The organism is Enterococcus sp. DIV0008, from assembly GCF_050542615.1.
Lineage (GTDB): Bacteria > Bacillota > Bacilli > Lactobacillales > Enterococcaceae > Enterococcus_D > Enterococcus_D innesii.
In genome coordinates this window covers 1,930,120-1,948,655 of sequence record NZ_CP172937.1, presented here as the reverse complement: position 1 = coordinate 1,948,655, position 18,536 = coordinate 1,930,120, and the positions used below count along the sequence as shown (strand labels likewise).

The following is an 18,536-nucleotide window of genomic DNA, read 5'->3' as shown; positions in this document are numbered from 1 at the left end:
AGCCGTTTTTTTCATGACAAAGGTCGCATTCAGCGAGAATAGGGGAAGTAGCAAACGTAGAAACTTGCAGCACGATGTATGAACAAAAAAATAGTTCAAATGGAAAGATGAGGGAAAATTTATGGTAGAAATTATAATTGGTATTTTAATGATCGTTTCTTTCTTAGGAATGGTTTGGTACTGCGTCAAAGGGTTCAACCTGATGGTGGGTTTCTTCGTTATGGCAACACTTTGGACCGTTTTAGCTTTTATTGGAAATGCGTTGAGTCCGGATTTAACAGCTTTGAACTTTGTCGATACGATCACGAACATTTATCAAACAGGACCCGCCGGTTTTGCTAGTTCGATTCTGGTCAATATTTTCTTCGGTTCCTTCTTTGGTCGGATTTTGATGGATACAGGGATCGCTGCAACGCTTATTCGAAAGGTTGTTGAGCTTGGTGGAGATAAACCACGGATCACCATGACCCTTTTATGTACTGTTACTGCCTTATGTTTCACTTCCATGACAGGCATTGGTCCTGTAATCTCTATCGCAGTGATCGTTATGCCGATTTTGCAAGCGTTGGGTATTCCAACAGCGATCGCTTTATTCGCTTTTATGGGTTCCATCATGGCGGGAATTTTTGCCAATGTAACAAATTTTGTGCAATACCAAGGTATTTTAGCAGCATTACAACCTGAAGGAAGTCAATCTATGATGGAATATGGGTTTTCCGACTATTTCACATTCGGCATGATCGCACTAGTCGTTTCCTTAATTGTGACATTGGTTTTTGCCAATATTGCTTTAAGTCGTGCGAAATCATCAAAAGTCAAAGCGTGGGCTTCCACACCTGGTGCAACTTCAGGCGATGCTCCTTGGTATTCTTGGGTTGCTGTGATCGCACCAGTCTTACTCGTAGTGTTTGCTGAGTTTCCTATTATTCCTGCATTTATTCTAGCAGCTTTGTACGCCTTACTGACTTGCGGAAAATTAAAAGGTGGTTTTGTGAATATTTGCCGCATGTTAGCTAAACAATTTGCAGATGGCGCTGTCGATGTTGCGCCCCTGGTAGGTTTCTTATTAGTGCTGGCTATGTTTAATTCAGCTGCAAGTCTAGCGGTTCCTTTCTTTGAACCAATCGTTGGCGGTCTAGTTCCTCATAGTACCGTGGCTCTTGCGATCTTATTTGCCATCTTAGCACCCCTCGGTTTCTTCCGTGGTCCTTTGAACTTAGTCGGATCAGGAGGAGCAGTAGCGGCAGTGATCTTAGCTGCCACAAATTGGGATCTGGCATTCATTTTTCCACTTTTCGCTGTGGTCACGATCGCTCCTCAGCATTTGGATATTACTCAGTCATGGGTAGCATGGGGGCTAGGACATCATAAAGTGGGTTCGAAAGATTTCATGAAGTTTTCGATACCAGCTGGGTGGCTTTCTAGTGCGATCCTGTGTATCATTGCGCTCATTTTGTTCGGATTGAATAACTAGTCGACGAAAGAACATAGCTAATCAATAAATCATGCAACTATGGATGTAGGAGGAAAGTGGAAATGAGTGAATTAAGAAAAGTTAGAATGGGGATCGATGTAGGTGGTACCCATACAAAAGCTGTCGCTATCGATAATCTGACTCACGAGATCATAGGAAAATCCAGCGTGAAGACCACCCATGATCATGAACGGGGGGTAGCTGCTGGCGTTGTCGAGAGTTTTCAAAATTGTATGAAAGAAAATGATATTGACCCAAAAAGTGTGATTTTTGTTGCTCATTCAACCACCCAAGCCACGAACGCTTTGATTGAAGGGGATGTGGCTGACATTGGTGTTTTCGGTATGGCTCGTGGTGGTTTCGAAGGGTTTCTGGCAAAGCGTCAATTAAAAATTGCCGATATCGTCCTAGGGAATCAGCGATCCATTAAGATCATCAATGCCTTCTCAAAACTCAAAGGAATGAATAAAGCGAGTGTGGAAGAGATGATCGATGATCTAGTGAGGCAAGGATCAGAAGTGATCGTAGCTAGTATGGCTTTTGGAGTAGATAATAATGATGCTGAAAATCTAGTGATGGAAGTTTGTACAGAAAAAGGAATTCCATGTACCGTTGCTTCGGATATCACGAAACTTTACGGATTGACCAGAAGAACACGAACTGCTACTATCAATGCAAGCATTTTACCTAAAATGTTATCTGTCGCAAATTCAACGGAAGTCTCTGTGAAGGAGTCAGGAGTAGATGTACCCTTGATGATCATGCGCGGCGATGGTGGGGTTATGGAGATTGCTGAGATGAAAAAGCGACCAGTTCTGACTATGCTCTCGGGTCCAGCAGCATCAGTAATGGGCTCACTGATGTATTTACGAGCATCAAATGGCGTGTATTTTGAAGTAGGCGGTACAACCACCAATATCGGTGTCATTAAAAACGGACGGCCAGCGATCGACTATTCTGTCGTTGGTGGACATGAAACATACATTTCCAGTTTGGACGTTCGGATCACGGGCTGTGCAGGGGGTTCCATGATTCGTGCAACTGCTAATGGAGTGGTAGATGTAGGGCCTCGTTCTGCACATATTGCCGGTCTTGACTACGCTGTCTACTCTGATCCAACCAATTGGACAGGAGGAGAGGTTGAATTCTTTAGTCCGAAAGAAGGCGATCCCGCAGATTATGTTGCAATCAAATTTGATAATGGTGAACGGGTAACCATCACCAACTCATGTGCAGCAAACGTGTTGGGCTTGATCAAACCGGAACATTTTTCTTATGGGAATATCGAAGCAGCTCGAAAAGCGATGGGCGTATTAGCGGAATATTGTGGCACGACGATCGAAGATATCGCGACTCAAATCATGGAGCGTTCTTACGCAAAATTAGAGCCAGTCATTTTGGCTTTAGCAGAAAAATACAAATTAGAAAAAAGCCAAATTTCATTAGTAGGAGTTGGTGGCGGCGCTTCGTCATTAATTATCTACTTGTCAGAAAAAATGGGCGTAAAATATTCGATTCCGGAGAATGCTGAGGTGATTTCCTCAATTGGTGTCGCCCTAGCGATGGTGCGAGATGTCGTTGAACGGATTATCCCTTCCCCTTCGAAAGAAGACTTGCGATCAATCAAAACAGAGGCTATCAATAAAGCCATTGAGAGTGGGGCTACCCCAGAAAGTGTAGAAGTCTTTATCGAAATCGATCCTCAAACGTCTAAAGTCACAGCCATTGCGACTGGTTCCACCGAAGTCAAGACGACGGATCTTTTAGCAGAGGCGACCGTCGAGGAAGCCCAAGAATTAGCAGCAGGTGATTTGGGGCTACCTACCAACGAAATTGATCTTTTAGAGAAAAGCTCGCATTTTTATGTGTTTGGAACCCGTGTTTCCACAGGAGACAATCCGGCAATTCGAATCCTTGATAAAAAAGGCTTTATTAAAGTACAACGAGCTTCAGGGAAGGTCATCAAAACTACCGCGGAGAATTATGTGCAAGCAGTCGAGCAACTGTGGGATGACTTGGCGATCTATCAGACAGAAGTGATTTTGCGTCCAGATTTCTATATTTGTGCCGGACCACGGGTGATGGACTTTTCAGTAAACGATTTAGAGGCATTGATGTTGTTGATCGATATCGAAATGTCGACTTTAGATCCAAATGAAGAAGTGATGGTTCTGGCGGCGAATTCCCTATGATCAAGCAGAGGTTTTTCTTAAAACAGCAACATACGGTTGATCTGGCATTATTAGAAACGTGGTATGAACAGCTCATGCCCATCAACGAATTCAGTTGGGGAGTATTTGAGTTTACCCGCGAGATGCTGCGTAATAAAGTGAGTGAAGAGGAAAAAAACGAAATCATTGAAGAAGCCATTCTATGTGGTAGAACATGGGCGCAAAAAATGCTTGACCAGTTTGATTTAAAAAAACAGGAAAAGGCAGATCGTGCCTGGTACTTGGCGAATAAGCTTGGTTTATCGATTACGGAAAGATCTGGAAAACCGACGAAGTTTCGTATGGTCTTTGCGCAGTTTATCATGGAGCGCTCCATTGAATTGATCACTGAACCCATTGCTGCTTACACCGAGCTGACTCAATCTTCGGAAATATTGCCTAAACCAGAAGTTATCCGAGGAGTCTTGATCGCTCATGAAATTTTTCACTATTTAGAAGAGCAACATGGGGCAACGATGTACCATATCACCAAAACGATTCCACTGTGGCGCTTTTTTTCCTACGAGCACCGTTCAACGGTTGGTTGTGCTTCGGAAATTGCGGCGATGGCCTTTGCAAAAGAACTGTGTGAGACAGACTTTTTGCCTCAAATGTTAGATATTTTGCTTTCTTATCCGTTGGAAGTCGACTTTTCAAAAAGTATATATGAAGTCGTGCAGCAAGAAATGCGCCACATTGAAGCAATGGGCTAGTTCTTTGAAAATCGCTCACTTAGCGGCTTCTTTACGATCCGTCACTATTGAGATAGGACAGTCCATGTCGAACGAAATCGGTCCTTGTTCATTTTTCAAGGGTTCCATGATATAATTGACCAACAGCAAAAAGCAAGGCGTGGATTGAATGGCAAATGAGAAAATCACCATTAAGATGGTGTCAGAAAAAGCAAATGTTTCAAAAACCACCGTTTCTAGATATTTGAATGGCAAATATGAATTTATGTCAGCAGAGACAAAAAAGCGCATCGAAGAAGTGATCGAAGAGCTTGAATACCGTCCAAATGCGCTAGCACAGGGGTTGAAAAACAATAAAACGGGATTGATCGGCATCGTTGTCAGCAATATCATGATCCCGGAAGTAGCAGCTTTAGTTCGAGGTGTCAATGATTATTGTATACGAAAATCTTTTCAAGTGATTCTTGTTGAAACCGATCACAAAAATATTTCTCAGCAGGATCAAATTCAAGCGTTGATCGACCGTCAAGTGGAAGGGCTGATTCTGTCGTCGAATCAGGACGAAGCATTCGTGAAAAGCTTGACTGAGCAAAAGGTCAAGATCGTGCTGGCTGATTGCACGATCGAAGAATTGATGATTGATACAGTCATCGTTGATAATGAAAAAGCGACGGCCGAGATGATTCAACGTATTTATTCAGAAGGCTTTGATCGAGTCGCTTACTTTACACCACCGCTCATAACGCCTAGTCGGAAGAAAAAGCTTGCTCTTTTTCTGGAAAGTTCTAAAATCGCAGTCAGAAATCCTGAACAACTAGCATTTGAGATCGAAGAAACACAAGCGGCATTTGACGCGTGTAAGGAATCACTAAACGAATTGTTGAAAAAAAATCAAGGCTATCGTTTAGCAATATTAGCTGAAAACAGTGAGTTGATGTTTGCGTTGATCCATGTGATCTATAGCTTGGGCTTACGGATTCCAGAAGATGTTGCGATTGGGGGCTATGATGATTTAGGCTGGAACAAACTTTATCATCATGAAATGTCTGTGATTGAAAAACCGTCGTATGAGATTGGTTCACAAGCTGCTGAACTTTTAGTCAAGCGGATCTCAAAAGGGAAAATGCAGTATAAACCAAAGGTGATCGAAGTACAGCCAAAAATCAAAATGAGTGGTTCGACACAAGTGAGTGACAATAGTTTTGACAAAATCGTTATCCGTATGAACCAAGAAAATCAGCCCTACATCAAAAAAAATTATCGTAAACAAGATGATTAGGTTTTTTTGTAAAAACAAGAAGCAAATGATACCATAGCCGACTCCCCATTATTAGACTGACCAGTCAAATCTTTGGGGAGCGGTTTTTTTCTTTCGCTAAGGGTTTTGTCTTTATCTAAGATAAGAACGAATAGAAATTGATCGCTGGTGTTTTTAAGAAACGATCAATAGATTCGTATTAGGTGTCGGTAAAAATAACGAACAACGATTGACAGCGCTTTCTACCTTTGCTATGATAAAGATAATAAAACTGGTTCTAATGGATAGTGATTGTTGATTTTTAACAAGCTAAACCTGATGAAGCTGCGGTATTTGCGCTGCTTTCATGAGGTTTTTTCTGTGTTGACTGTTGGCTAAACAATAAAGACAAGCAATGAACCATATCCGCAATGATAAAGTAAGTGGGGGTAGGACATGAAAATCAGTAAAGTGTTAAACAATAATGTTGTGATCACTACCGATCAAAGTCAAAACGAGATTATTGTTATGGGGCGGGGGATTGCCTTTAAGAAAAAAGTGGGAGATGAAATTTCTTCAGAAACGGTCGATAAAGTATATCGCTTAGAAAATCAGACGATCTTATCTCAATTTCAAGAGCTGCTTGCTGACTTACCACTGGAATATCTTGAATTATCCAATGAGATCATTGAGTATGCTCGGCGAGAATTGTCATCCCCCATCAATGATTCCATCTACATCTCGCTGACAGATCATATGCACTGTGCCATTGAACGATCGAAAAAAGGAATGACGGTCAAAAATGTCTTATTGTGGGATATCAAGCGTTTTTTCCCCGATGAGTACCAAATAGGCTGCAAAACAGTAGAAAAAATCAAAGAACAGTACGGGATTCAGCTGCCAGATGACGAAGCTGGCTTTATTGCTCTGCATCTCGTCAATGCACAAACCGAGAATGGTGACCAAGGAAATGTGGCGGAACTAACCCAAACGATGCAAGACATCATTAACATTGTTAAATATTTTTTTAAAACAACCTTTGATGAAGAATCCGTTTATTTTTATCGCTTCACCACGCATCTGAAGTTTTTTGTTTCAAGAATGCAAAACCATACCCCTCATGCGGATGAAACCGATGATGATCTTTTGGCTATGGTCAAAGTGAAGTACCGAAATGCGTATCAATGCGTACAAAAAATCGCTGAACTATTAGAAAATCAGTATCAGTATCAAATGTCCAGTGACGAAAGTTTGTATTTAACGATTCATATTGCCAGACTTGTGCAAAAAAATCGTTGATTGAAAAAAAACAAGAAAGGAGAAGGATTTCTTGATTCATCAGAAGATGTCGAAAAAGAAGAATTTCTTCGCAATGATTCTTACTAAACGTCAGCTTCAAGACATCGGATCATGCAGCAAGAAATCAAAAAAAGAAAACATTTTGGATAGTGACATTCAGTTGGCTAAACCTTCAATACAAAAAAATTGGAGGAATCAAAAATGGGAAAATACCGTGAATTAGCAGAAAAAATCGTCGCAAATGTCGGTGGGAAAGAGAACATCAATAGCTTGACACATTGTATCACACGCCTACGTTTCAAATTAAAGGATGAAGGCATCGCAAATGATGAAGTCTTAAAGAACATGGATGGTGTCGTGACGGTCATGAAGAGTGGCGGTCAATACCAGGTGGTTATCGGAAACCATGTGCCAGATGTCTATGCAGAAGTGATCGATGTTGCAGGAATCAGTGGTGATGCTGAAGAAACAGCTTCAGGTGGCAACTTGTTTGATCGTTTGATCGATATTTTGAGCGGCTGCTTCCAACCCTTCTTAGGGGCTTTGTGTGCGGCCGGGATGATCAAAGGTCTAAATGCACTGTTACTTTTTATTGGTACAACAGGCTTGATCGATTATACAACAACGACTGGTACCTATGTGATGTTCAATGCGATCGGCGATTCGATCTTCATGTTTATGCCGGTGATTTTAGGGTATACGTCAGCGAAAAAGTTTCGCTTAAATCCAATGGTAGGAATCGTGATCGGGTCAGCGCTTTGTTACCCAACAATTCAAGGATCAGCCTTGCAAGCAGCGTTTGTTGCCGGAGCTGGCGAGGGAGCTGCTGCACCGTATAGCTTGTTAGGCTTGCCTGCGTACGAAACGTTTTTAGGAATTCCGTGGGTTGGCGCAACGTATACTAGCAGTGTGGTGCCGGTCATCTTTATCATTGCCTTTGCTGCGCAAGTTCAAAAATTTGCGAAAAAAATCATTCCGTCTGTTGTCCAAACGTTCTTAGTGCCTTTCTTGGTTTTATTGATTGCATTGCCAATTGGTTTTTTGGTGATTGGACCTGTGATCAGTATGTTGACGGATCTTTTGAGCTCAGGATTTGAAGCGTTGATGGACTTCTCTCCAGCGATTTATGGTTTGTTATTAGGCTTCTTCTGGCAAGTCTTGGTTATTTTCGGCTTGCATTGGTCAGTTGTTCCGCTACACATTATGCAAGTGACACAACTAGGATACAGTCAGATTTTAGTAGCATCATTTGGCGCCAGCTTTGCTCAAACAGCAGTTGTGATGGCGATGTACTTTAAACTGAAAGATAAGAAACTAAAAGCTCTATGTCCGCCAGCCATTATTTCAGGACTTTTTGGTGTAACAGAACCAGCAATTTATGGGATCACGTTACCGAAAAAAATGCCGTTCTTCTTTTCAATGATTGGTGGTGCGGTCGCAGGTGCCTTCTTGATGATTAATGGTACAACGAGCTACACCTCTGGTGGGTTAGGGGTCTTTGGCATTTTCAACTATATCACTCCAGAAGGCGACGCTAGTGGCATGTGGTTCTCTGTCTTCGGAATCTTGATCGCTGCAGCGATTGGCTTTGGTTTGACGATGGCTTTCTGGAAAGATGATGCAGTGGAAGAAGAGATCGCAGAAGGACAACCAGCTATGACCGTTCGGAAAGAAGTAATCACTTCTCCAGTGGAAGGAACCATCGCACCATTAAGCAGCGCAAAAGATGAAGCCTTTGCTCAAGGAGTGCTAGGGAAAGGCATCTTGATCCACCCTTCAAAAGGTGAAGTTGTGGCTCCTTTTGATGGCACAGTAATGACCTTGTTCCCAACGAAACATGCCATTGGCTTGATTTCTGATAACGGTTTAGAGCTATTGATTCATATTGGTTTGGATACGGTTCAGTTAAATGGCGAATTCTTTGAAGCGCATGTGAAGCAAGGAGATAAAGTCACTCGTGGGCAAAAACTGATCAGCTTTGATAAAGATGCGTTGATCAAAGCTGGATTCAATATTGAGACGCCAGTATTAGTTACCAACTCCGCCGATTATTTGGATATCATCGAGTCTGACAAACGAGAAGTTGGCTGTTCCGATGATTTGATCACGGCTTTAGTTTAGCCAAAACTTTATTAACAAGAGCTAAGTAAGTATAAAAGCGATCGCCCATGTGAAGCGATCGCTTTTTGGCAGCTGTTTAATTGGGAAACAGTGAGTCTTTATAATGAAGATTTTTATCGTAGGTTGGTTCAGCAATAATCGTTGATGATGTAGGGCGCTTGTCGTAAGCCATCCCAATATCGATCAAATGCTGCAGATTTTTCTCATAATGTTCCGAAAAGACAACTGCATACAACAAATCCAGCAAGTAGCAAACCGATGTATTGATCGTAAAGTTGGCGATCTTTGAGTAGAGCCTTTCTCTTGTCGTGATATTCAAAACACAATTACTTAATTTTGCCAAGGAGTTCTCCCCGATACTCGTCATGCCAATGATGGAAACCTGCCGTTCGGCAAGGATCTTTCCAATTTCTTTGACCATTTTATTTTCGCCAGTATAAGAGATCAAAATCGCAGTCGTATCGGAGGTACAGTTGGAAGCCTCATAGGCACTTTCGCCGAAGGTATCGCAGACGTGGATGTTTTTTCCTAAACGTCGCATCTTCAAAACAAAGTCTTGAGAAATCAATGTATTGGCATTACTGGCGAAGATCTTGATATGGTTGGCATTGAGCAACGATTGTTTCGCCTTTTGTAATTCATCATGATGGATCAAGGAAAGTGTATCTTCAATCGTTGTTTGTTCAAGCTTTGCCAACTTTTTGGCGATGGTCATAATGCCGTCATGGGAGGAAAAGGGAAAGTTCGCATCCACATCGGTAAAATGGCTGCTCATATAAGTTTGCTCTTCCACAAAAGCCGTTTTTAAATCGAGCCAACCATTGAAGCCTAATTTTTTGGCGATCCGAATAAAAGTAGAAGGATGAACGTAGGTTTTTTCTGACAATTCCTTGATGGTTTGATCCGCCATCGCAGTCGGGTTGGCTAATAAATAATCGATTAACGATCGTTCCGCGGGTGCTAGTTTGATTTGGCGCATTTTTTCTTGTAGCAACATGGTATGTCTGCTCCTTTTTACATTTTTTTATGATTATTTGTAAATGTTTTTTACAGAAATTCTTCTTTATTAAGTAATTAGCGAATCGTTTACATCCTAATTATTCCTTATTTTATGCTCTTTGTAAATCTTTTTTACAAAACACCAGCAAGAAGAAGCGAGATTTGCAAACGCTTTTTCTAAATAAGCTATTTACATTGAATCAAATGTTTTTATGAATGATAATAAGAATGTAAATAAAATAGCAAAGGAGCAATACAATGACAAAAGGAATTAAAATTGCAACCATTGGTGGCGGCAGCAGCTATACCCCGGAGTTAATGGAAGGCTTTATCAAACGCTATGAAGAATTGCCGATTCGTGAAATTTGGCTAGTAGATATCGAAGCAGGAAAAGAGAAATTAGAAATCGTAGGTGCGATGGCACAACGAATGTGGGACGCCACGCCTTATGATGTAAAAATCCACATGACGTTGGATCGAGAAGAAGCGTTAAAGGATGCCGATTTCGTTACGACTCAATTCCGAGTAGGGTTGCTGAATGCCCGCATCAAAGATGAACGAATTCCTGCCTATTACGGCATGATTGGTCAAGAAACCAATGGCCCTGGGGGAATGTTCAAAGCGTTCCGTACGGTACCGATCATTCTTGAAATTGTTGAAGACATGAAACGTTTATGTCCGGATGCTTGGTTGATCAATTTTGCGAATCCAAGCGGCATGGTAACTGAAGCAATCGTGCGTTACGGAAAATGGGACAAAGTCATCGGGTTGTGTAATGTGCCAGTCATGGCAACCATGATTGAGCCAGCCTTAATTGGCAAAGAACCGGATGAATTGATTTACAAATTTGCAGGATTGAACCACTTCCACTGGCACAAAGTTGCTGATTCACACGGCAACGATGTAACGATGGACATTATTGATAAAATGTATGAAGAAGACAATGGCTTACCGAAGAATATCTTTGATGTACCATTTTACAAAGAACAGCTGGAACAAATGAAGATGATTCCTTGCGGGTATCACCGTTATTACTATCGTCAAGAAGAAATGTTGAATCATGCGATTGAAGAGTACAAGACTGTCGGTACACGCGCACAGCAAGTAAAACAAACCGAAGCAGAATTGTTTGAGTTGTACAAAGATCCTGAATTGGATCATAAACCTGAACAGCTGCAAAAACGTGGGGGTGCTTATTACTCAGATGCAGCGTGTGAAACGATTGCTTCCATTTATGCCAATAAAAATACCCAAATCGTCGTTTCAACCAAAAATGAAGGCGCCGTGCCTGATCTACCTGCCGATTGCGTAGTTGAAGTGACCGCTTACGTTGGTGGACAAGGCGCGAGAAATGTTGCCTTTGGTGAGTTACCGACAGCTGAAAAAGGTTGGTTACAGGTAATGAAAGCAATGGAATTATTGACGATCGAAGCCGCTGTGACTGGGGATTACAATATCGCATTACAAGCATTCACCATCAACCCACTGGTTCCATCAGGGGATACGGCAAAACGTGTCATGGACGAACTGTTTATTGCCCACAAAGATCACTTGCCGAAATTTAAGGAAACGATCGCACGTCTTGAAAAAGAAGGCGTCGAAGTACAAGATGAAGTAGCCCGCGAACTTGATCGCGAACTAGTTAAATAAAGAGAAAGTAGGAAAGAAACATGGCATTTAGAAAAGACTTTTTATGGGGCGGCGCAACAGCTGCCAATCAATGTGAAGGAGGCTACCAAGAAGGCGGACGCGGCTTAGCAAACGTAGACGTGGTACCGATCGGCAAAGATCGTTTTCCAGTGATTACTGGTCAAATGAAAATGTTTGATTTTGATGACGAACATTTCTACCCAGCAAAAGAAGCAATCGATATGTATCATCGCTACAAAGAAGACATCGCATTATTTGGCGAAATGGGCTTTAAAACCTACCGCTTGTCGATCGCTTGGAGTCGGATTTTCCCTAAAGGAGATGAAACAGAACCAAATGAAGACGGCTTGAAATTCTATGAAGATCTTTTCAAAGAATGCCACAAATATGGGATCGAACCGTTAGTAACGATCACTCACTTTGATTGTCCGATGCATTTAGTTGAAAAATACGGAGCATGGCGTTCTCGTGAATTAGTCGGATTCTATGAAAACTTGTGTAATGTGATTTTCAACCGCTACAAAGGATTAGTAAAATACTGGTTGACCTTTAACGAGATCAACATGATTCTACATGCGCCATTTATGGGAGCAGGTTTGTACTTTGAAGAAGGCGATAACGTTGAGCAAGTGAAATACCAAGCGGCTCACCATGAGCTGTTGGCCTCTGCGATCGCAACGAAAATCGCTCATGAAGTCGATCCTGAGAACAAAGTAGGTTGTATGTTAGCTGCTGGCGCATACTATCCATATACAAGCAAACCAGAAGATGTCTGGGAATCTCGCAAAGCAGATCGCGAAAACTATTTCTTTATTGATGTTCAATCACGTGGGGAATATCCACAATATGCGCTGAAAGAAATGGAACGCAATGGGATCGAAATCAAAATGGAAGAAGGCGACCTTGAGCTGTTGAAAGCTCATACCGTTGACTTTATTTCTTTCTCTTACTATTCTTCCCGCGTATCAACAACGGACGCTGAATTGTTAGAACAAACGGCTGGTAATATTTTTGCCTCAGTGAAAAACCCATACTTGGAAGCTAGTGAGTGGGGGTGGCAAATTGATCCACTTGGTTTGCGGATCACGATGAATGACATTTATGATCGCTACCAAAAACCATTGTTCATCGTTGAAAACGGCTTAGGAGCTGTCGATACACCGGATGCAGATGGTTATGTGGAAGATGACTATCGAATCCAATATTTGGCAGAGCATATTCAAGCAATGAAAGATGCGGTTGAACAAGATGGTGTCGATCTATTGGGCTACACCACATGGGGTTGTATCGATTTAGTTTCAGCTGGAACCGGTGAAATGAAAAAACGCTATGGTTTCATTTATGTGGACCGTGACAATGAAGGAAACGGCACCTTGAAACGAACAAAGAAAAAATCATTTGATTGGTACAAACAAGTGATTGCTTCAAACGGTGAAGATTTGTCGAATAACTAATCAAAAGAAGCTGCCGCTGATCTCTTAGAGAAATCTAAGGAGATCAACGGCAGTTTTTTAAAGTCTTTTTAAAAACTTTTGTAACGAATGGCTTCTTTAAGAAGAAATGGAGGCTCAAATATTTTTGATAACCGACAATGAGAGTGTTGTAAAATGTTTGCGTTGCAGCAATTACAAAAAGGCGACCTTAAAGATGACGTATTTTACCCTTAAGGTCGCCTGTATCAATTTTTTAAAGAACTTTTTCAATTTCAGGAATCATTTTTTGAGGATTGGTTTGTGGAGCAAAACGCTCAACGACTCTGCCTTGGCGATCCACCAAAAATTTCGTGAAATTCCATTTAATGGCTTTGCCTAGCGTGCCCGGTGCTTCTTCTTCCAAATAGCGAAACAAGGGATCCGCGTCTTTGCCATTGATCACCGTTAACTTGTGCATCGGAAAATCAACACCATAGGTGGTTCGGCAAGCGGCTGCGGCTTCTTCGGCTGAACCGACTTCTTGTTTGAACTGGTCAGAAGGAAATCCTAAAACGACCAACCCTTGGTCTTTATAGGTTTCATAAAGACCTTGTAATTCTTTGAACTGCGGGCTCAAACCGCACTTCGTAGCTGTATTGACAATCACTAGCGGTTGACCTTCGTATTTTGCTAGCGAATACGTTTCGCCGTTTTCTAATGTTGCTTGGTAGTCATAGATTGACATAGCAAACGCTCCTTTTAATGTAAATCATAGTCGATAGCTTCTGAGACAAGTATAGAGCAAAGTCTTCAAAAAAACCAAGCAAACTTCTTGGCGTATCTTATTTTTTATGGAAAACAAAAAAGTCCAGCAGTCACCGAGACCGCTGGACTTTAATTATGCTTCCGGTAAGACTTCTGGTTCGGCTTCTTGGGGATGAACGACAGCTTTGGTTTTCCAGACACCAGAATGCCAGCGATAGATCATTAAGACACTGCGGAGTGCTTCGTCAATGGCATAAGCGATCCAAACGCCGATCAAACCGAATTTAAAGACGATGGCCAATGAGTAAGAAAACGGTAAGCTGATGACCCATAGAACAACCAGACTGCAGATCAATGGGAACTTCACGTCGCCACTTGCATTCAAGGAACCCACAAGGATCATATTGACTGCACGAGCTGTTTCTAAGACGATCTCTACCAAAAAGACACCTTTAGCAATCTCGATCACTTCCGCGTTGGAGGTAAAGATTCCCATGATTGGCTCAATAAACAAGTAAGTCAATAGACAGATCGTCACTGAGGCAATGATCCCGATCACCATCGTGCGCATGCCTCGCTGATGCGCGCGATCGAATTCTCCAGCACCGACATTGCGGCCAATCATGATTTGATTCCCTTGACTCAATGCGGAGGCAATCAAATAAACAAATTGGGTGATAGCTGTTACGTAAGATTTTGCAATCAAGACACTTGCACCAAGTTGAGCCACAATCATCGTCACCACGACTTGCGCACCTTGATAGGAAAGAGATTCGCCAGAAGAAGGCAATCCGTAAGTCAAAATGTTTTTCATCACACCCCAAGAGACGTTCGAAAAACGGGCAGACAAAACAGAAAAATTCACGTGCTTCTTCAGTAGTACTGCGGCAATTACTAAACCGATCGAATTACCAAAGACGCTAGAAAATGCCAATCCAGTCACACCGAAATTCGGCAATCCGAAGGGGCTGTATAAGACAAAATAATTCCCAATCACGGCTAGAATACTAGCAAACATCGGTACCAATAACGCAGGTTTTGTGAAACTGTGGCTACGCATGACAGCAATTATGACCGCCGTGATCGAGGAAAGGAACAGACTTCCGCCATATACTTGTAAGTACCCATGCCCGAGGGCAACTAATTCAGCATCCAGTCCCATGAAACGCAAGAGATAGGTTGAGCCAAAAAGGAACATTAAGCTGATTAAAATTCCAATGAATAATGAGCCAAAAAGAGCGGTATTGATGACTTTCGGGATCTGATCCCGTTTTTTTGCACCAATTAATTGGGCGATAATGATCTGAGTACCCACGGTGATGAAACCGTAAATAAAGACCGTTAAATTTAACAGTTGATTGGCGGCACTGACAGCCGCTACTGCTGGCTCGGAGTAATGAGAAATCATCCAAACGTTGATATTCCCAATAACGACCCGCAAAAATAACTCAACAAAAATCGGCCAGCTGAGGAAAAGCAGTTCGCGATCTGATTTTCCTAAAAGTTTTTTCTTATTCAATTGTAAGGACTCCTTATTTTCTATATAATAGACGTATCGTGAAAATTTTACAAAAATTGAAAAGAAAGTCAATGTAATTTTCAAAAGTAAAAGCAGGAATATCTTATTATTTTTTGTAAGCAGATGAGTTGAAAGAATTTGCTTTTGAAAGTAAAGTATGGGTAGTCCAAATTGGAGGGAAATATATGTATGATGTAATTATCATCGGCGCAGGCCCTGCGGGGATGACAGCAGCGCTTTATGCGTCAAGATCGAATTTATCAGTACTAATGATTGAACGAGGTGCACCTGGCGGTCAAATGAATAATACGGCTGAAGTTGAAAACTACCCAGGATACGAGTCAATCTTAGGCCCTGAACTAGCATTCAAGATGTATGAAGGTGCCATAAAATTTGGTGTTGAAAATGCTTATGGAATCGTTCAAAACATCACTGACCAAGGTGAGTTTAAAGAAGTTGTGACCGAAGACAAAACTTATCAAGGAAAAACAGTCATTATTGCCACAGGGTGTGTACATAGAAAGTTAGGCGTCAAAGGCGAAGAAGAATTCGCTGGACGCGGTGTTTCATACTGTGCGGTTTGTGACGGTGCCTTTTTCCGTAACAAACGCTTGATTGTTGTTGGCGGAGGCGACTCGGCAGTCGAAGAAGCTATCTACTTAACACAATTTGCTTCTGAAGTAACGATCGTTCACCGTCGTGACGAATTACGAGCACAAAAAATCATCCAAGACCGCGCATTTGCCAACGAGAAAATCTCTTTTATTTGGGATTCTGTTGTGGAAGAAATCAAAGGCAATGAGATGGTCGTAACTGGCGTGCAAATCAGAAACGTAAAAACGGATGAAGTGACAGAAGAAGCTGCTGGCGGTGTCTTTATCTATGTTGGTTTAGATCCGTTGACAGAGCCATTCAAAGCCAGCGGTATCACGAATGATGCTGGCTGGATCTTAACCAATGACCAAATGGAAACTTCAATCCCTGGTGTCTATGCGGTTGGCGATGTTCGTGAAAAAGGCTTACGTCAAATCACGACAGCAGTCGGCGATGGCAGTATTGCTGGTCAACAAGTATTTGACTTTATCGAAACACAAAAAGATGCTCAATTAACGAAATAACCTAATGGAATCAGCTGTTATTTTTAAAGTGTCAATCACTTTTGATAGCAGCTGTTTTTATTTTTCGTTTGGTTATTCTTTGAGAAATCTGTAAGTAGTGTTATACTAATTTTAGAGCATTTTAACGGAAAAAGGAGAGGTTATTTTATGGCATGGGAACAAACATTTAATCAATGGAAAAACAGTGAACACTTAGATCCACAATTAAAAGAACAATTGACCGCATTAGAAGCAGATCCTGCGATGCTAGAAGACGCTTTTTATATGCCTTTGGAATTTGGGACTGCCGGTATGCGAGGGATTTTAGGGCCTGGGATCAACCGGATGAACATTTATACGATTCGTCAAGCAACCGAAGGATTGGCTCGCTTTATGGATACACAAGATCCTGAAACAAGACGTCGTGGCGTAGCGATCGCCTATGATTCCCGTCATTTTTCACCTGAGTTTGCGATGGAAGCAGCGAAAACATTGGCAAAACATGATATTCCAGCCTTCGTCTTTGAAAGCTTACGTCCGACGCCAGAATTATCTTTTGCTGTGCGTTACCTAAAAACTTTCACCGGAATCATGATCACTGCTTCTCACAATCCAGCCGAATACAATGGCTACAAAGTATATGGGGAAGATGGTGGGCAAATGCCACCTGCAGATGCGGATGCATTGACCAAATTCGTTCGGGAAATTGAAAATCCATTGGAAATCCCTGTATTAAGTGAAGAAGAAGCCAAAAACAGCGGCTTGATCTCTATTATTGGCGAAGAGATCGACACTGCCTATCTGAAAGAGATCAAAGAAGTCACGATCGATCAAGAATTGATCGATACGGTGGGCAAAGATTTGAAACTTGTCTATACACCACTTCACGGAACAGGGCGGATGCTTGGAGAGAAAGCGTTGAAACAAGCTGGTTTCCAACAATTCATTATTGAACCTTCTCAAGCGGTTGCTGATCCAAATTTCAGTACAGTAAAATCACCGAATCCAGAAGAGCACTCTGCCTTTGAATATGCGATTGCTTTAGGAGAAAAAGAAGGAGCCGACCTATTGATCGCCACGGACCCAGATGCCGATCGCTTGGGGGCTGCAGTAAGAATGCCAGATGGCAACTACCAAGTGTTGACTGGAAACCAATTAGGCGCATTGATGATCCGTTATATTCTAGAAGCTCATAAAACAGCAGGAACCTTGCCTGAAAATGCAGCAGTCTTAAAATCGATCGTTTCTAGTGAATTGCCAACAGCGATCGCCAAATCTTACAATGTGGATATGATCAATGTTTTGACCGGCTTTAAATTCATCGCCGAAAAAATCCAACAATTTGAAAAAGATCATTCGCAAACCTTCATGTTTGGTTTTGAAGAAAGTTATGGTTACTTAGTGAAACCATTTGTACGGGACAAGGACGCGATCCAAGCGCTCGTTTTATTAGCAGAAGTGGCGGCTTTTTACAAACAATCAGACAAAACCCTTTATGATGGTCTGCAAGATATTTTTGAAGAATATGGTTATTACGCAGAAAAAACCATTTCAGTAACGATGAGCGGTATGGAGGGGGCAACTAAGATTGCTGCCTTGATGAAGACTTTCCGTGAAAAAGCTCCTTCTGTTTTCGCAGGAACTCCTGTCGTTCAAACAGAAGACTTTAAACTGTTGACTCGTGTGGGCTTAGATGGACACCTGCAAAAAATGACGACACCGCCTTCTGATGTTTTGAAATACACATTAGAAGATGAAAGCTGGATTGCTGTGCGTCCTTCTGGAACTGAACCAAAAATCAAGTTTTATATTGGTGTGAAAGGCGAATCGGCAGATGAGGCAGAACAAAAAATTGCTGATCTGCAAGCAGCCATCGAAGAGATCACTGGGGAATAAAACTACCTGATGTCTCCAATACCAAGAAATTGCAACTGACTGAATGATCCGAGTGGTAGAAACGAAGCTTCGATTCCTCAGCACCTCGCTGTTGAGGAATCAAAGCTTCGAGAAGAAATTTTCTGACACTTGGATCTATTCGTGTCTTTTATCTATTTTCTTTCC

Annotated in this window: 13 protein-coding genes; 10 read left to right on the top strand and 3 right to left on the bottom strand. The window is 41.8% G+C overall.

The genetic code is table 11. The features are described from left to right. The first annotated feature begins 121 nt into the window (after positions 1-121). The 6 genes from IGI84_RS09305 (at position 122) to IGI84_RS09280 (ending at position 9,033) form a co-directional block, all read left to right on the top strand. On the top strand, positions 122-1,474 hold the full coding sequence (locus IGI84_RS09305; protein WP_086292195.1) for an SLC13 family permease: 1,353 nt from the start codon (positions 122-124) through the stop codon (positions 1,472-1,474). A gap of 62 nt (positions 1,475-1,536) precedes the next feature. Next, the gene (locus IGI84_RS09300) at positions 1,537-3,666 is read left to right on the top strand and encodes a hydantoinase/oxoprolinase family protein (protein ID WP_086292196.1); all 2,130 of its coding nucleotides are present in this window, start codon (positions 1,537-1,539) and stop codon (positions 3,664-3,666) included. Beyond that, complete coding sequence (locus IGI84_RS09295; RefSeq protein ID WP_086292197.1) at positions 3,663-4,397, top strand: hypothetical protein; 735 nt, start codon at positions 3,663-3,665, stop codon at positions 4,395-4,397. Before IGI84_RS09300 ends, IGI84_RS09295 begins: the two co-directional genes overlap by 4 nt. Positions 4,398-4,545: 148 nt before the next feature. Beyond that, positions 4,546-5,655 carry a LacI family DNA-binding transcriptional regulator gene (locus tag IGI84_RS09290; RefSeq protein ID WP_086292198.1) on the top strand — a complete coding sequence of 370 codons (1,110 nt, stop codon included), beginning with the start codon at positions 4,546-4,548 and terminating at the stop codon, positions 5,653-5,655. A gap of 414 nt (positions 5,656-6,069) precedes the next feature. Beyond that, the gene (licT, locus tag IGI84_RS09285; RefSeq protein WP_220426607.1) at positions 6,070-6,912 is read left to right on the top strand and encodes a BglG family transcription antiterminator LicT; all 843 of its coding nucleotides are present in this window, start codon (positions 6,070-6,072) and stop codon (positions 6,910-6,912) included. A gap of 201 nt (positions 6,913-7,113) precedes the next feature. After that, positions 7,114-9,033 carry a beta-glucoside-specific PTS transporter subunit IIABC gene (locus IGI84_RS09280; RefSeq protein ID WP_081118097.1) on the top strand — a complete coding sequence of 640 codons (1,920 nt, stop codon included), beginning with the start codon at positions 7,114-7,116 and terminating at the stop codon, positions 9,031-9,033. Positions 9,034-9,109: 76 nt separating this feature from the next. Here IGI84_RS09280 and IGI84_RS09275 read toward each other — a convergent pair whose 3' ends face one another. Beyond that, the gene (locus tag IGI84_RS09275; RefSeq protein WP_005235454.1) at positions 9,110-10,030 is read right to left on the bottom strand and encodes a MurR/RpiR family transcriptional regulator; all 921 of its coding nucleotides are present in this window, start codon (positions 10,028-10,030) and stop codon (positions 9,110-9,112) included. A gap of 260 nt (positions 10,031-10,290) precedes the next feature. Here IGI84_RS09275 and IGI84_RS09270 point away from each other — a divergent pair, with 260 nt between their 5' ends. Further along, entirely contained in the window at positions 10,291-11,682 is a 1,392-nt protein-coding gene (locus tag IGI84_RS09270; protein WP_081118099.1) for a 6-phospho-beta-glucosidase, read from the top strand. Positions 11,683-11,702: 20 nt separating this feature from the next. Next, complete coding sequence (locus tag IGI84_RS09265) at positions 11,703-13,136, top strand: 6-phospho-beta-glucosidase (RefSeq protein ID WP_008378424.1); 1,434 nt, start codon at positions 11,703-11,705, stop codon at positions 13,134-13,136. Between the two features lie 232 nt (positions 13,137-13,368). Here the strand turns inward: IGI84_RS09265 and IGI84_RS09260 are convergent, their stop codons facing one another. Beyond that, a complete protein-coding gene (locus IGI84_RS09260; protein WP_077454296.1) occupies positions 13,369-13,839 on the bottom strand; it encodes a glutathione peroxidase in 471 nt (156 codons plus the stop codon). Between the two features lie 153 nt (positions 13,840-13,992). Then, entirely contained in the window at positions 13,993-15,378 is a 1,386-nt protein-coding gene (locus IGI84_RS09255; RefSeq protein WP_216681797.1) for an MATE family efflux transporter, read from the bottom strand. Between the two features lie 185 nt (positions 15,379-15,563). Here IGI84_RS09255 and trxB point away from each other — a divergent pair, with 185 nt between their 5' ends. Further along, the gene (gene trxB / locus IGI84_RS09250) at positions 15,564-16,496 is read left to right on the top strand and encodes a thioredoxin-disulfide reductase (RefSeq protein WP_077454294.1); all 933 of its coding nucleotides are present in this window, start codon (positions 15,564-15,566) and stop codon (positions 16,494-16,496) included. A gap of 147 nt (positions 16,497-16,643) precedes the next feature. Then, positions 16,644-18,371, top strand: coding sequence for a phospho-sugar mutase (locus IGI84_RS09245; protein WP_077454293.1), 1,728 nt, complete (start codon positions 16,644-16,646; stop codon positions 18,369-18,371). Positions 18,372-18,536 lie beyond the last annotated feature (165 nt).

Bases quoted from the DNA above. Each gene is read 5' to 3' on its own strand.
- IGI84_RS09295 (WP_086292197.1), top strand. From the start codon at position 3,663: ATGATCAAGCAGAGGTTTTTCTTAAAACAGCAACATACGGTTGATCTG.
- licT (WP_220426607.1), top strand. From the start codon at position 6,070: ATGAAAATCAGTAAAGTGTTAAACAATAATGTTGTGATCACTACCGAT.
- IGI84_RS09305 (WP_086292195.1), top strand. From the start codon at position 122: ATGGTAGAAATTATAATTGGTATTTTAATGATCGTTTCTTTCTTAGGA.
- IGI84_RS09245 (WP_077454293.1), top strand. From the start codon at position 16,644: ATGGCATGGGAACAAACATTTAATCAATGGAAAAACAGTGAACACTTA.
- IGI84_RS09260 (WP_077454296.1), bottom strand. From the start codon at position 13,839: ATGTCAATCTATGACTACCAAGCAACATTAGAAAACGGCGAAACGTAT.
- IGI84_RS09280 (WP_081118097.1), top strand. From the start codon at position 7,114: ATGGGAAAATACCGTGAATTAGCAGAAAAAATCGTCGCAAATGTCGGT.
- IGI84_RS09290 (WP_086292198.1), top strand. From the start codon at position 4,546: ATGGCAAATGAGAAAATCACCATTAAGATGGTGTCAGAAAAAGCAAAT.
- IGI84_RS09300 (WP_086292196.1), top strand. From the start codon at position 1,537: ATGAGTGAATTAAGAAAAGTTAGAATGGGGATCGATGTAGGTGGTACC.
- IGI84_RS09270 (WP_081118099.1), top strand. From the start codon at position 10,291: ATGACAAAAGGAATTAAAATTGCAACCATTGGTGGCGGCAGCAGCTAT.
- IGI84_RS09275 (WP_005235454.1), bottom strand. From the start codon at position 10,030: ATGTTGCTACAAGAAAAAATGCGCCAAATCAAACTAGCACCCGCGGAA.
- IGI84_RS09265 (WP_008378424.1), top strand. From the start codon at position 11,703: ATGGCATTTAGAAAAGACTTTTTATGGGGCGGCGCAACAGCTGCCAAT.
- trxB (WP_077454294.1), top strand. From the start codon at position 15,564: ATGTATGATGTAATTATCATCGGCGCAGGCCCTGCGGGGATGACAGCA.